12 protein-coding genes are annotated in these 14,080 nt (G+C 60.7%); 3 read left to right on the forward strand and 9 right to left on the reverse strand.

Annotated features, from left to right (window positions below; genetic code table 11):
• The first annotated feature begins 96 nt into the window (after nucleotides 1-96).
• Entirely contained in the window at nucleotides 97-1,779 is a 1,683-nt protein-coding gene (locus tag ACOTTU_RS11900; RefSeq protein WP_425658215.1) for an amidohydrolase, read from the forward strand.
• Nucleotides 1,780-1,859: 80 nt separating this feature from the next.
• Here ACOTTU_RS11900 and ACOTTU_RS11905 read toward each other — a convergent pair whose 3' ends face one another.
• The 9 genes from ACOTTU_RS11905 to ACOTTU_RS11945 form a co-directional block, all read right to left on the reverse strand.
• Nucleotides 1,860-2,966 carry a S1C family serine protease gene (locus ACOTTU_RS11905; protein ID WP_425658217.1) on the reverse strand — a complete coding sequence of 369 codons (1,107 nt, stop codon included), beginning with the start codon at nucleotides 2,964-2,966 and terminating at the stop codon, nucleotides 1,860-1,862.
• Nucleotides 2,967-3,072: 106 nt separating this feature from the next.
• Entirely contained in the window at nucleotides 3,073-4,503 is a 1,431-nt protein-coding gene (gene cls / locus ACOTTU_RS11910) for a cardiolipin synthase (protein WP_425658219.1), read from the reverse strand.
• Nucleotides 4,503-5,183 (reverse strand): endonuclease/exonuclease/phosphatase family protein, encoded by a 681-nt coding sequence (locus ACOTTU_RS11915; protein ID WP_298919507.1) that lies wholly within the window; start codon nucleotides 5,181-5,183, stop codon nucleotides 4,503-4,505. The genes cls and ACOTTU_RS11915 overlap by 1 nt, the downstream gene beginning before the upstream one ends.
• 3 nt (nucleotides 5,184-5,186) lie before the next feature.
• On the reverse strand, nucleotides 5,187-5,486 hold the full coding sequence (locus ACOTTU_RS11920; protein WP_425658221.1) for a YrhK family protein: 300 nt from the start codon (nucleotides 5,484-5,486) through the stop codon (nucleotides 5,187-5,189).
• A complete protein-coding gene (locus ACOTTU_RS11925; protein ID WP_425658223.1) occupies nucleotides 5,483-6,115 on the reverse strand; it encodes a MarC family protein in 633 nt (210 codons plus the stop codon). The genes ACOTTU_RS11920 and ACOTTU_RS11925 overlap by 4 nt, the downstream gene beginning before the upstream one ends.
• A gap of 237 nt (nucleotides 6,116-6,352) precedes the next feature.
• Nucleotides 6,353-7,714 carry an ATP-binding protein gene (locus tag ACOTTU_RS11930; protein ID WP_425658225.1) on the reverse strand — a complete coding sequence of 454 codons (1,362 nt, stop codon included), beginning with the start codon at nucleotides 7,712-7,714 and terminating at the stop codon, nucleotides 6,353-6,355.
• Nucleotides 7,701-8,378: a response regulator gene (locus ACOTTU_RS11935; RefSeq protein ID WP_425658227.1), complete on the reverse strand. Its 678-nt coding sequence runs from the start codon at nucleotides 8,376-8,378 to the stop codon at nucleotides 7,701-7,703. The genes ACOTTU_RS11930 and ACOTTU_RS11935 overlap by 14 nt, the downstream gene beginning before the upstream one ends.
• A 247-nt stretch (nucleotides 8,379-8,625) precedes the next feature.
• The gene (locus tag ACOTTU_RS11940; RefSeq protein ID WP_425658228.1) at nucleotides 8,626-10,143 is read right to left on the reverse strand and encodes a cryptochrome/photolyase family protein; all 1,518 of its coding nucleotides are present in this window, start codon (nucleotides 10,141-10,143) and stop codon (nucleotides 8,626-8,628) included.
• Entirely contained in the window at nucleotides 10,140-10,805 is a 666-nt protein-coding gene (locus ACOTTU_RS11945) for an SDR family NAD(P)-dependent oxidoreductase (RefSeq protein ID WP_425658230.1), read from the reverse strand. Before ACOTTU_RS11945 ends, ACOTTU_RS11940 begins: the two co-directional genes overlap by 4 nt.
• A gap of 276 nt (nucleotides 10,806-11,081) precedes the next feature.
• On the opposite strand from ACOTTU_RS11945, the gene ACOTTU_RS11950 reads away from it, so the two are divergent.
• A complete protein-coding gene (locus tag ACOTTU_RS11950) occupies nucleotides 11,082-12,650 on the forward strand; it encodes a 2-isopropylmalate synthase (protein WP_425658232.1) in 1,569 nt (522 codons plus the stop codon).
• A gap of 333 nt (nucleotides 12,651-12,983) precedes the next feature.
• Nucleotides 12,984-14,024 (forward strand): rod shape-determining protein, encoded by a 1,041-nt coding sequence (locus ACOTTU_RS11955; protein ID WP_195819615.1) that lies wholly within the window; start codon nucleotides 12,984-12,986, stop codon nucleotides 14,022-14,024.
• Nucleotides 14,025-14,080 lie beyond the last annotated feature (56 nt).

A 14,080-nucleotide genomic window follows, 5' to 3' on the forward strand; every position in this document is an offset into this window, starting at 1 on the left:
AAGGCGTTACGCGCCATCTGGACCGGGTTGCAGAAGTAACCGATGATGATCCAGCCCCGGTTCAGCGGGGAGGTATCTCATTTGACGGAGCCCGCCATGCCCCCGGATATCATCATCCACAACGGTGTCCTAATGACCTTTGATGACGCGCGGCCGTCGGCGCAGGCGCTGGCAATCGCAGACGGCCAGATCACCGCCCTTGGCTCGGATGCCGATGTGCTTGCGCTGGCGGGTGACGCGACGATACGCATCAACGCGCATGGCGGCACGGTGCTGCCCGGGTTCATCGACAGTCATGTGCATTTGTTCGGCGGCTCGGTCGAACTGGATTGTCTTGATCTCTACGGTGTCGAAGGGCTTGACGCGATGTGCGCCGCCATCCGACCCTATGCCGAGGCCAACCCGGGTGACGATCTGGTTTTCTGCGTCATGGCCGATTACGGCATTCTGGGTACCGGCAAGACCCCGACCCGTCAGGACCTCGATCAAATCCTCAGTGACCGGCCGCTGGCGATGTTCGCGCCCGACCATCACACCATCTGGGCCAATACCGCAGCGCTTGAGACCACGGGTCTTTTGCCAGGCGGCACGGTTGATGCGGGGTCCGAAATCGTGATGGGCGATGATGGGCTGGCTAGTGGTGAGTTGCTGGAACCCGGGGCCTACAGCCCCATTCTGGCGCTCACCCGCCACGGCGGGCGCGAGATGCTGGGGTTGACGACGGGCAAGGACCCCGTGCCGCCCGCCACGCTGGCTCAACGCACGATGGACAAGGATGTCCTTGCACGGGGGCTTGCGCATTGCGCGGCGCAGGGCATCACCGGGCTGCATCTGATGGACGGCAATACCTATCAGCTCGAACTGCTGTCCGAACTGGAGGCCGAAGGGCGGTTGCTGTGCCGCTGCCACGTGCCGTTCCACATGAAGGGGACCGACCCGCTTGAACGGCTCACGACCGAGGCGCCGGTGATGCGGGACCGATTTCAGGGCGACATGGTGCGGTGCAGCCATGTGAAGATGTTCATCGACGGCGTGATGGAAAGCGGCACCGCCCTGATGCTGGAACCCTATCCGGGCGCGTTGGGGGCGAATGGCAATACCGGTGATGAGGTCTTCACCCAGGATCATTTCGTGGCCTGCTGCATCGAAGCCGACCGTCTTGGCTTCCAGATCGCCGTCCACGCTGTTGGGGATGCAGGCGTGCGGCGCACAATCGACGCTTTCGAGGCGGCACAACACCACAATGGTCGTCGCGACAGCCGCCACCGGATCGAACACATCGAGGTCATTCATCCAGATGACATTCCGCGGCTGGCGGATCTGGGGATCGTGGCCTCGTTACAGCCCGGCCACGCGCCCACCGGGCATTTCTTTCCGCCCGGCAGCGAAGATCAGTATTTGCATCCCCATCAGATCGCGGGTGCCTTTGCCTGGCAGAGCATTCGCAAGGCGGGCGCCCGGGTGATATTCTCGACAGACTGGCCGGTGATCCCCGTCGATGTGATGCCCAACATCAGGGCGGCCATTGCGCCGCTCGATCTGGGCCCCGAATGGGTTGATCAGAGCCAATCGCTGGAAGAGACCCTTGCCAGCTACACGCGCGACAATGCCTGGGTGGAATTCAACGAAAGGAACAAGGGTAAGCTGAAGGTGGGGATGCTGGCCGATGTGGTGGTCATGAGCCACGATCTGACCACCCTCGCCGCAGAGGAGATCACCACCGCCTTCGCCTGCGTCACCATCTGCGATGGCCAGATCACCTATCAGCGAGACCGGTGAGCAAGCAGGAAAACTGGATCGGCGCGATGCCCAAAAGCAGAATGGCCGCCGGTGAGAACAGCGGCCATCCGGTGTTGCGCTTAGGTTTCCTTGTCTGACCGCGTGGCAAGCACGACATCCAGCGCGATCCTCTCCCCACCCCGAAAGACCTCCACTTCGGTTTCCGTGCCGGCACTCTCGGAGGCAACATTGCGGGTCAGGTCCCGCATATCCGCGATATCATGTGCCCCGAACCGCAGGATCACATCGCCCGCCTGCAGACCGGCCTTCTCTGCGGGGCTGCCTGCCACCACATCTTCGATCATCACGCCCTGATCGGCGGTCAGACCCAGCACATGGGCCACCTCCCCGGTCACCGGTTTGATCTGCACACCCAGCCAGCTGCGCTCGATTTCGCCATCGTCCTGAAGATCCGCCACGATATCCGTGACCAGATCAGAAGGCACCGAGAACCCGATGCCGACGGACCCGCCGCCGGGCGAATATATCGCAGTATTCACGCCAACAACCTCGCCCGCCATGTTGAAAAGCGGCCCGCCGGAATTGCCCCGGTTGATGGCGGCGTCGGTCTGCAAAAAGTCATCGAACGGGCCGGAATTGATGTTGCGCGACTTGGCCGAAATGATGCCGGAGGTCACGGTGCCCCCCAACCCAAAGGGGCTGCCCACGGCAAGCACCTCTTCACCCACGCGCAACTCCTCTGATGAACCGAAGGCCACGGTCGGAAAATCCTGCCCTTCGATGTCCAGCAGGGCGATGTCGGTCAGCGGATCGGACCCGATCACGGTGGCGTCGTGGCGCGTACCATCCGCCAGTTTGATGGTCACCGTCTCGGCACCTTCGATGACGTGATGGTTTGTCACGATCAGCCCATCGTCGGAAATGATGAAACCCGACCCCTGGCCCTGTCGCGGTCCGGGTTCCGCCTGCGGCGTCATGCCCTGGCCAAACCGCTTCATGAACTCCTCGAACCGTGGATCGTTCAGGGGCGATGACTGGCTGTTGGCGTTTTGAACCTTCGCCGTGACTTCGACGAAAACCACCGCCGGGCTCACCTCTTCGACCAGATCAATGTAACCGTTGCCGCCGTTGGCCGCCGCCATGGCCGGGCTCATGGACAAGGTGCCCAAAACTACGGCCGCGCCGGACAGACCTGCGGACCCCATCAGGGTTCTGATTGTGCTCATCTCAAATCTCCATCTGTGTTTGTGATGGTGATCTAAGGGGTCATTCTCACCCGTCCCTGTCGCGAAGTTTAAATATTCTTGAACCTGCCCGCCCCTCCGGCATCCGTCAAAGCACCGGACCGATGGTGGCGATCACGTTGTTCCAGATACGCAGGTGACGCGGCCAGCCCAGAACCTCGCCCAACGCCACCACATCGGAGCGCGCAACATAGCTGGCCTGACGCTCCCCGATCGCGCGGGTCACGGCCTGATCCTGCAACAGGATATTATTCTCGTAATTCAGATCGAAACTGCGCAGGTCCAGATTTGACGAACCGATAAGGGAAATCCGACCGTCAAGGGTCAGGGTCTTGGCATGCAGCAAGCCGCCTTTGAATTCATGGATCTCGCAGCCCGCTGACAGAAGCTTGCGGTAATAACTGCGGCTGACGGCGGCCACGATCCAGCTGTCATTGACCTTGGGAAAGATCAACGTCACCCGCACGCCGCGATGCGCAGCTGAACAAAGCGCTTCCAGCACCGTCGCGTCGGGCACAAAATAGGGCGTCGAAAGCGTCAGTTCACGCTGCGCGCAGGCGATCAGTGTCGAAAACAACTGCGGCGTCGCCCCCCGGCGCTCGGTGGGCCCATCCCCCATCACCTGCGCCGGGAATCCGCCCTCAACCGGTTGCGCGGTCAGCGCGAAGCTCTCAAAGCCTTCCCCGGTGGCCTGCATCCAGTCACTCAGAAACAGCAGTTCGTTCTGGGTCACGACCGGCCCGGTAAGCCGCAGCATGATATCAACCCAGGGCGCGTATTTCGCCTTCACCAGAAACTCCGGGTCCGCTGAATTGCGGCTGCCGCAATAGGTGATCTGACCATCAATGACCGTAATCTTGCGGTGGTTGCGCAGATCGATGCGGCTGGTCAGCAGGGTTCGGACCGGGTTGTCGAGTGGCAGCGCCACGGCCAGTTGCACACCGGCCTCCTTCATCCGCGACCAGAGTGCGGAGCGGATCAGGGCGCGTGAGCCCAGCCCATCCGCCATCGCGCGGCAGATCACACCCCGCTCTGCCGCCCGGATCAGCGCTTCGGCCACCTGCGTGCCGGTCTTGTCACCAAGCCAGATATAATAAAGCACGTGGACATGCTGACGTGCCCCGTCGATATCTGCAACCAGCCGCGCATTGGTCTCCGCGGCATCCGCCATCAGTTCGGCGCGGTTGCCGCCAACGGTATGAAACCCGTTGATCGACCCCGCGTAGCGAAAGGCTGGCCGGTAAAGCGGGTCAATCAGGCGATCGGTGTCCTGCTGGTCCCCCATCAGCGCAGCGGCCTTGGTGCGAATCTCGCCAAATATCTCTTTGTGACGCTTGTTGGCGCGGTTCCCGAGGTCGGTTTCACCAAAGAGAAAATAGATACAGCCGCCAAAATAAGGCAGGATATTCAGGATGATGAACCAGGCCAGCCGGGCGGGGGGCGACAGGTTATCACGCAGCAGGATACGCGCGGTGAAGGCAGTAACGATGACCAAGTGAACAAAGAGCAGAAAGGTCATCAGGCGGGCTCCGTCACGTCAAAGTCAATCACCACCGGCAAATGATCGGACGCGCGCGCCGCCAATTCCGAGTGGTGAACATAGGCCGCAGTGGCGTGCAGCCCCCCCGACAGCACAAACCTGTCCAGCGCCGCCGAGGGCCGTGCCGTGTGAAAACTAGGCCCCGGGGAGATCACTTTCAAAGGCGCGGGAAACCGCAGGCGCGCAGCATTCCATTCATTGAAATCACCGGCCAGGATCACCGGATGGTCACGCGCCGCCACAACCTGTTGCAGCGCCTCCAGCTGTTTACGCCGCATTCCCGGTGTCAGCCCCAGATGCACGCCCACAACCTCGATCCGGGGGCTTTCAAGGCAGACGGCGACAGCGCCCCGGGGCTCTACCGACGGCAGGGCAATGCGCGCGGGCGGGTGACAGTCGACATCATGGCGCACCAGAATGGCGTTGCCATGCCACCCGTGGCTCAGCGGGCGCATGGAGACCTCCGTCAGGCTGTAGCCAAGATCGTCTTCGAGGCGCTCCAGCGGCAACACCCCACCGCGCGTCCCAACCCGGCGATCCGCCTCCTGCAGGACCACGATATCCGCGTCGATTTCCGCCAATACGTCCACAATCCGGTCCGGGTCGCGCCGCCAGTCCAGCCCAACCGCCTTGCGGATGTTGTAACTGGTCAAGCGCATGGTTCAGCCCTTGGCAATATCGTCATAATCCCCCAATCGCAGGTAGCCCAACTCCCGGTACAGCCGGATGGTGGGGCGCATGCCGAACAAGATCGACCCCACCAGAAACAACCATGTGCCCAGAACCGTGGTCTGCTCGTTGAAAAAGAGAATACTGCCGATGACAAACAGGGCCGCCGCCAGAAAATCGACAACCGTGTAGGCCAGTTCGCAATAGGCATAAAGCCTCTTGTGCCGGTCAGATTTCACATGATTTTCGGGGTTGAACAATCGCATTTTGCGCCCTTTCGCGTTTTGGCTCATGCAAGCCCCGGCAAAACCGCCTTGGCCCCTGCAACGATCATTTCTACCGCGATGGCCAGCAGGATCATCCCCATCAGGCGCGTCATGATAACGCGCATGGTATCGCTGAGAACTTTGCCGAAAAAAGACGCAAAGAAAAGCACCGCAAAGAGCATGGCCAGAATGGCACCGACAATCCCGCCCACGGCCAGAAGACCGCCCAGCCCCTTGGCGTGACCGGCATAGATGATCAGGGTTGCGATGGTCCCCGGGCCGACGATCATCGGAAAGGCGATGGGATAAAAGGCCAGCCCGGACAGATCCTGCATATGATCTTTTTCCTGATCGGTGCCGTGGTGCGAGACGATACTACTGCCGTTCAGCATCGACCACGCGATATGCGCCAGCACAATGCCACCGGCGATGCGGAACTGATCCACCGTGATGCCAAAGAACCCGATGATCTTTTGTCCTGCAAACAGGATGACACCGCACATGATGGCCGAGAAAAACGTGACCTTTATGGCCAGTGTGCGCTGCTCGGCGACGGTAAAACCAACGGTTAGCGCCAGAAAGATCGGCAAATTCACGAAAGGGTTCATGATCGCAAAGAAAGCGCCAAAGGCGCGGGTCAGTTCGGCAAAATCCATGCTGGGTCCTTGATCTTTGTTGTTGCCCCGATCCTAGAGCCGGATTTCCGGTTCCGATAGGGCGTAGATAATTGCAACTGCGCCCTGCCTGACCTCCCCGAACAGGCAGAGCGCGTCCTCCAGGAGGGGGCCGGATTGACCTGGAGGAAGCCAAAGAGCCAGCATGGGATGACCGCGTCAGGCACCCCGGGCATCACCAGCCTGACACGCTAGTCTGGGATCAGCTTTGCGCGAAGTTCAGGAATTCTTGAAGTTTGGGAAAACCAGGGTGGCCTCAAAGCCGGGCGTGGTATTGACCAACAGCAGATTTGCGTCATGCAGCTCTGCAATGGCTTCAACCAACGCCAGACCCAACCCGTGCCCGGGGGCCGAGCGATCAGCAGCGGCCCGGGCGAAAGGCGCGCGCACGGTGTCCAGCGCTTGGGGTGGAATGCCCGGACCATCATCCCTGACACGAAAGAATGCACCGGCGCTGTCTGCCCCGATGCCGATCTCGATTTGCGCCCCCGGGCCAGCGTGAACGCAGGCGTTTTGCACAAGGTTCACCGCGGCCTGCTGGATCATCGCGTGATCAGCGATAATTGTCGCGTCTCCCCCCGTGATCGTCAGCACCTGATCCTGCTCTTCCGCGGCAGGGTGCAGAAATTCGACGGCCTTTTCGGCGATCTCCTGCAAGGCCACCGGGGCAAACTGGCTGCGATCTTTCGTCGCCTGAATACGCGACAGTCGCAGCACCGTTTCAAAGATGCTGTTCAGCTTGTCGGTCTCGGCCAGCGCGTCGTCGATCCTGTCCAGCGCATCCTCGCCTTTCTCAACCGCATCCGCCGCCTGCTGCATGGCAATCTGTGCATGTGACAGCGGGGTTTTAAGGTCATGCGCGATGGCTGATGCGGTCGATTTCACGCTGGCCACAAGGCGTTCCAGACGCGCCAGATTCTCATTCATGCGGCTGGCCACTCGGTCAAACTGATCCTGCCGGGCACCGACCCTCAGGCGCGCGGCCAGATCACCTCTGGAAATCCGTCGCAGAGTGGTCTCCATCTCATCGAGCCGCCGTTGCGACCGATAGGCAGCCCATAGACCCAGACCAATCGTCACCAGCGCCAAAACCCCGCCAAAAGCGCCCAGACCAAGGGTCAGCCGCGCCTTTGCCTTTTCCACCATACCGCTGTTGCGACCGACCACCAGCGTCAGCGCGTCAAGCTTGTCGACCCACAGAACATAGCGCCCCGCAATGCGGCCCCCGCTCAATACGCTGACCTCGCGCGTGTCGATGCCGATAAAATCCGGCCGGACCGACAGCGGCCCCGTCAGGCTCAGGTTACGCCCGTCAAAAAGACCGTAGGCGCGGTCGGTCAACTGCCCCTGCCCGCTCAGCGCCGCAATCGCTGCCGTCAGCCCGGCACGCCCCTGTTTTTGGTAGATGCTGGTCAACAGCTCGCTTTCGATCCGCGTCAGGGTGGCGAGGTCCTCGCGCAGCGTGGTCTCCACCGACCGCACCAGGGCCCAAGAGGCCGCGCCGTATAGCACCAGAAAAACGCATGCTACGCGCAAAGCCGCCTTGAAAGGCTCGCTGCGGATCAGGCTAGCGAGGGGCACGAAGCGTGTATCCCATCCCGCGCAGCGTATGCAGCAACGGCACATCAAACGGCTTGTCAACTTTCTGACGCAGCTTGCTGATGTGGGTTTCAACGACCGTGGTGCCCGGGTCGAAATTGAAATCCCAGACCCGCTCAAGGATCAGGGTGCGGCTGATCACCCGGCCCGCGTTCTCCATCAACAGCTGCAACAGCGCGAATTCCTTGTTCAGCAACTCGATGGTCTGGCCCTGCCGGTGGGCGGTGCGTTGCAACAGATCCAGCGTCAGGTCATGCACCTCCAGCGACGTGCGCTCCGAAGCGGTCTTCGGTCTGCGGGACAGGGCGGTGATCCGCGCCAGAAGCTCGGAGAAATGGAACGGCTTGACTATGTAGTCATCACCCCCCGCCATCAGCCCGTCGACCCGGTCATCGACATCCGACAGAGCCGTGAGGAAGATCACCGGCAGGTCACGTTTTGCCGCGCGCAGGGCCTTGACCAGCGACAGCCCGTCCATGCCCGGCATCATCCGGTCCGCGATCAGCAGATCTACCTCGTTGTAAAGACAGTGCGACAGAGCCTCGCGCCCGTCGGTGACCCAATCGACCACGAACCCCTGCTCAACAAGTCCCCGTTGAACAAACTCCGCAGACTTTACGTCATCTTCTGCCAGCAGGATTTTCATGAGACCGGAATATGACCGCATCGTCGGGGCTGCACAATATACCGGCCTGAATACCGGACGGATGCGGGTGTTAACACCGGGGTCATATTTCTTACCGCACGGTCTGTTAAGCGCGGCGGGCCCTGCACAATCGGTGCACAGGTTGTGCACGCCCTGTGTACGGGTGGTGCCTCCTGCTTCAGCCCGGATTTACAGGCGTTAACCGTGATTCGCCCATCTGGTCCAAAAATTCGGGCGCGCGGCGCATTTACACCTGCGCGCCCGCATCAAGGCGGCGCAGAAAATCCTCCGCCTCTGCAATCACCGTTTCGCGTTTCTCCGCGTCCATCCGGTCCCAGGTGCGATACATGTTGCCCATCCGCGCATTGCCCGAAAACCGGTCGCGGTGACGGTCCAGAAAGTGCCAGTAAAGCAGGTTGAACGGGCAGGCCCCCTCACCCGTTTTCTTGCTGACCGAATAGGCGCAGCCCTTGCAGTAATCCGACATCCGGTTGATGTAGGCCCCGCTCGACACATAGGGTTTTGACGCGATGATCCCGCCATCGGCAAACTGGCTCATGCCCACCGTATTGGGGGCCTCGACCCATTCAAAAGCGTCCATGTAAACGGCCAGATACCATTCGTGCACCTGCCCCGGGTCGATACCGGCCAGCAGCGCGAAATTCCCTGTGATCATAAGGCGTTGGATGTGGTGCGCATAGGCCTCATCGCAAGTCTGCCCGACGGTTCTCGCCAGGCAGCGCATCTGCGTTTCAGCCCCCCAGAACAGCGCCGGCAGGTCACGTTTATGGCCCAGCGCATTGCGTGTCGGATACTCCGGGCCTTCCAGAAAATAGATGCCGCGCATGTATTCGCGCCAGCCGATGATCTGCCGGATGAACCCTTCGGCCGCGTTGATCGGCACGGCACCTTTTTCATAAGCGTTTTCGACCTTCTGGCAGACCTCCAGCGGATCCAAAAGGCCGATGTTGATATAGGACGAGATCACCGAATGATAAAGGAAACGGTTGTCCGACAGCATCGCGTCCTGATAGTCACCAAAAAGCGGTAAGGCCTTGGAAACAAAGTGATCCAGCGCCTGCGCCCGCGTAGTGGCAAACCAGAAGGGGTGCAGCGTGCCGAAATGCGGGGCAAACCGCCTCTTCACAAGCGCCAGCACCGCCGCAACCACCGCATCCGGCGCAAAGCGTTTCGGCCCGTCGAAAGCAACCGCATCAGGGGCGGGCTTACGGTTCTCGTGATCGAAATTCCACTTGCCACCGACGGGCGCATCACCCTCCATCAGCAGGCCCGTCTTGCGCCGCATCTCGCGGTAGAAATACTCCATCCGAAGCTGCTTGCGCCCCTTGGCCCAGGCTTCAAACTCCTGATGTGACGCGATAAATCGATCATCCGGCAGAATATGCGTCTTGATCGGGGCGTGTCTGAGGTGGGTGATCAACCGCCACTCACCGGGCTCTGTGACCAGCACCTCGGACGCGCCGGTTTCCTCGGCCCGGCGCAGCAACTCGCCCACGATGGAGCCTGCGTTATGCGTGTCATCAAGCTGGCTGTACCGGACGTCCCAACCGGCCTCCCTCAGCGCGTCGGCGAACTGGCGCATCGCCGCCAGAACCAGCGCGATTTTCTTGGGGTGGTGGTGCACATAGGTGGTCTCATCCGCCACTTCGGCCATGACCACGATGTCGCGGGCGGGGTCAGCGTGGCGCAGGGCACTCAGGGACAGGCTCAACTGATCCCCCAGTACCAGAACCAACCGGCTCACCAGACGACCTCCTTGCCCGCCCAATCGTAAAATCCGCCCGTCTGCTCGGGCGACAGATTATCCATCACACGCAACAGGTTAGCCGCGGCCTCCTGCGGCGAAACGGCGGGGTGACGGCCCAGGTATTTTTCCGTGAACCGGGTGGCTACGGTGCCGGGGTGCAGGGCGACGCAGACCGTCTGCTTATGGGTCCTGGCCAGTTCAATGGCCGTGGTATGCACGATCTGGTTCACCGCCGCCTTGGCGCTGCGGTAGCTGACCCAACCGCCGATCCGGTTGTCACCGATAGAGCCCACGCGCGCCGACAGCACCGCGATGCACGCCTGGCTGTCGCGCGGCAGCAAACGCGCCGCATGGCGCAGGATCAGCGCAGGCCCGACAGCATTGACCGCAAACTGATCCATCATGGCGCGGGCCGTCACACCCTTGATGGATTTCTCCGGTGCCGCGCCTGCGATCTCCAGCGCGCCCGTGGCCACCAGAACCAGATCGTAGCTGCCCTGCAAGGCGCTCAGGTGCTGGTCCACGATGGCGTCATCGGTCACGTCAAATCCATCGTCTGAGCGCGACAGTGTGGTCACCGTGTCACCCCGCGCCCGGCAGTTGGCGGCCACCGCGCCGCCGACCCCCCCCGACGCCCCTATGATCAAAACTCTTTTCATTCTCGGCGACTTAGCGGCATGGATAGAGGCTTCAACCCCCCTGCGCCCGGGAAGGATCGCATTTGGCGCAAAAACCACCTTCCCATTTGCTTCAGGCTGAGTATAAAAAGGCCCATGGCACCGGTAAGACATATCCCCACCTGCCCGCGCACCGCTTTGCGCCCTGCCGCCGCTCTGCTGCTGCTAACCCGCCTCTGAGCGTGCCTGTCGGCGCGTCCGCTCAGAGGATCGTGCAGCGCGCCAAGGGAAAACAGCAGAAAACCGAAAGAACCAGACATGACAGATAAAGCCAAACAGGATCGCGTCCTGATTTTTGACACCACGTTGCGTGACGGCGAGCAATCTCCCGGCGCGACCATGACCCACGCCGAAAAGCTCGAAATCGCCGGGCTGCTGGACGAGATGGGCGTCGACATCATCGAGGCCGGTTTCCCCATCGCTTCGGAGGGAGATTTCGCCGCTGTCAGTGAGATCGCCAAAAACGCTCAGAATTCAGTGATTTGCGGGCTGGCCCGGGCACAGTTTGGCGATATTGATCGTTGCTGGGAAGCGGTCAAACATGCGCGCCGTCCACGCATTCACACCTTCATCGGCACCTCGCCGCTGCACCGGGCGATCCCCAATCTCGACATGGACCAGATGGCCGACCGCATTCATGACACCGTCACCCATGCGCGCAACCTCTGCGACAATGTGCAATGGTCGCCGATGGATGCGACCCGCACCGAAGAGGATTACCTCTGCCGTGTTGTGGAAATTGCCATCAAGGCGGGGGCCACCACGATCAATATTCCCGATACCGTTGGCTATACGGCGCCGCGCGAATCTGCCGAGCTGATCGCGATGCTGCTGCGGCGCGTGCCGGGCGCGGATGAGATCACCTTTGCCACCCATTGCCACAACGATCTGGGCATGGCGACGGCAAACAGCCTCGCAGCCGTTGAAGCCGGTGCGCGCCAGATTGAGTGCACAATCAATGGCTTGGGCGAACGCGCGGGCAATACCGCCCTCGAAGAGGTGGTGATGGCTCTGAAGGTGCGCAATGATATCATGCCGTTCCAGACCGGCGTGGACAGCACCAAGATCATGAATATCTCGCGCCGTGTGGCAACCGTTTCCGGCTTTCCGGTGCAGTTCAACAAGGCCATCGTGGGCAAAAACGCCTTTGCCCATGAAAGCGGCATCCATCAGGATGGCATGCTGAAAAACGCGGAAACCTTCGAGATCATGCGCCCCGAAGACGTGGGCCTGTCTGAGACCAATCTGGTGATGGGCAAGCATTCCGGTCGCGCCGCCCTGCGCTCCAAGCTTGAAGATTTGGGGTTCGAACTGGGTGACAATCAGCTCAAGGACGTCTTCGTGCGGTTCAAGGAACTGGCCGACCGCAAAAAGGAAATCTACGACGACGACCTGATCGCCCTGATGCGCACGTCTTCGGATGCTGAAAACGACCGTCTGAAACTGAAGTCGCTCAAGGTGGTGTGCGGCACGGATGGCCCGCAACAGGCCGATCTGGTGATGGAAGTGGATGGCAAAGACCACGCGACAACCCAGACAGGCGATGGGCCCGTGGATGCGTCTTTCAATGCCATCAAGGCGCTGGTGCCGCATGAGGCACGGTTGCAACTGTATCAGGTGCACGCGGTCACCGAAGGAACGGATGCTCAAGCCACCGTTTCTGTCCGCATGGAAGAGGAGGGGCGCATCGTCACCGGGCAATCGGCCAACACCGATACGGTGGTAGCCTCGGCACTGGCCTACATCCACGCGCTGAACCGCCTGTTGGTCCGTCGTGAAAAAGGTGGCAAGGACAAACCCGAAATCAGCTACAAAGACGTAAGCTAGCCGGATTTGAGCAGGTCGCGGTTTTCGCGACCCGCTCACTTTGACAGACGTGCGCAAGCTTTTGCCTAATGAAATCCGGCAAGATTGAGATTTACCCTGAAGTACGGGCCATGTGACCAGGGTAACGAATGTCGAGCAGCGTTGATTTCATGCAACTAAAGTGATCGACAGTCCGCTCAATCTCGCCCGACCGTAAAATTAGCACGTTTGCAACAGGATATTGGCGTCATCGTTAACGCCTCTTTCACCTTAACCCGCCTAAGCCTATAAGGGGTTAAAAGCCCGCCTCTTCGGAGTCGCGGGCCAAGGCAAATTCGAGCAAGGTAAATCGCAATGTTTGACAAAATCCGCGGGCTGTTTTCATCCGATATGGCCATCGATCTCGGAACCGCGAATACGCTGGTCTACGTAAAAGGGCGCGGCGTGATTCTGTCGGAACCTTCGGTGGTCGCCTATCACGTGAAGGACGGCGTCAAGAAGGTGCTGGCCGTTGGTGAAGACGCCAAGCTGATGCTCGGGCGGACACCAGGTAGCATCGAGGCGATCCGGCCCATGCGCGAAGGTGTTATCGCCGATTTCGACACCGCCGAAGAAATGATCAAGCACTTTATCCGCAAGGTCCACAAACGTTCGACCTTCTCCAAACCCAAGATCATCGTCTGTGTGCCGCATGGGGCGACGCCCGTTGAAAAGCGTGCCATCCGGCAATCGGTTCTCAGTGCTGGCGCACGGCGTGCGGGTCTGATCGCGGAACCGATTGCGGCGGCCATCGGGGCTGGCATGCCCATCACCGACCCTACTGGCAATATGGTCGTGGACATTGGCGGCGGCACCACCGAGGTCGCGGTTCTCAGCCTTGGTGATATCGTCTACGCGCGCTCCGTTCGCGTCGGTGGCGACCGGATGGATGAGGCGATCATCAGCTACCTGCGTCGACAGCAGAACCTTCTTGTTGGCGAAACCACCGCTGAGCGGGTAAAAACATCCATCGGCACGGCACGTATGCCTGATGACGGGCGCGGCACTTCCATGCAAATTCGCGGTCGCGACCTTCTCAATGGCGTACCGAAAGAAATAGAAGTGACACAGGCCCAGATTGCGGAAGCGTTGGCGGAGCCTGTGCAACAGATTTGCGAGGCGGTCATGACCGCGCTGGAAACCACTCCGCCCGATCTGGCGGCCGACATTGTTGATCGCGGGGTCATGCTCACGGGCGGCGGCGCGTTGTTGGGAGATCTCGATCTTGCATTGCGCGAACAGACCGGTTTGGCCGTTTCGATTGCCGATGAATCCCTGAACTGCGTGGCGCTGGGAACCGGCAAAGCACTGGAATACGAGAAGCAATTGCGCCACGCTATCGACTATGACAGCTGAGACCTGAAGGTAATTTGCCCGAAATCTGCGGCAGGGTTTGCCCAGGCTGACGAAGG

It is taken from the genome of Roseobacter sp. EG26 (assembly GCF_049830555.1).
Taxonomy (GTDB): Bacteria; Pseudomonadota; Alphaproteobacteria; order Rhodobacterales; family Rhodobacteraceae; genus Roseobacter.

Bases quoted from the DNA above. Each gene is read 5' to 3' on its own strand.
- ACOTTU_RS11900 (WP_425658215.1), top strand. From the start codon at position 97: ATGCCCCCGGATATCATCATCCACAACGGTGTCCTAATGACCTTTGAT.
- ACOTTU_RS11905 (WP_425658217.1), bottom strand. From the start codon at position 2,966: ATGAGCACAATCAGAACCCTGATGGGGTCCGCAGGTCTGTCCGGCGCG.
- cls (WP_425658219.1), bottom strand. From the start codon at position 4,503: ATGACCTTTCTGCTCTTTGTTCACTTGGTCATCGTTACTGCCTTCACC.
- ACOTTU_RS11915 (WP_298919507.1), bottom strand. From the start codon at position 5,183: ATGCGCTTGACCAGTTACAACATCCGCAAGGCGGTTGGGCTGGACTGG.
- ACOTTU_RS11920 (WP_425658221.1), bottom strand. From the start codon at position 5,486: ATGAGCCAAAACGCGAAAGGGCGCAAAATGCGATTGTTCAACCCCGAA.
- ACOTTU_RS11925 (WP_425658223.1), bottom strand. From the start codon at position 6,115: ATGGATTTTGCCGAACTGACCCGCGCCTTTGGCGCTTTCTTTGCGATC.
- ACOTTU_RS11935 (WP_425658227.1), bottom strand. From the start codon at position 8,378: ATGAAAATCCTGCTGGCAGAAGATGACGTAAAGTCTGCGGAGTTTGTT.
- ACOTTU_RS11945 (WP_425658230.1), bottom strand. From the start codon at position 10,805: ATGAAAAGAGTTTTGATCATAGGGGCGTCGGGGGGGGTCGGCGGCGCG.
- ACOTTU_RS11950 (WP_425658232.1), top strand. From the start codon at position 11,082: ATGACAGATAAAGCCAAACAGGATCGCGTCCTGATTTTTGACACCACG.
- ACOTTU_RS11955 (WP_195819615.1), top strand. From the start codon at position 12,984: ATGTTTGACAAAATCCGCGGGCTGTTTTCATCCGATATGGCCATCGAT.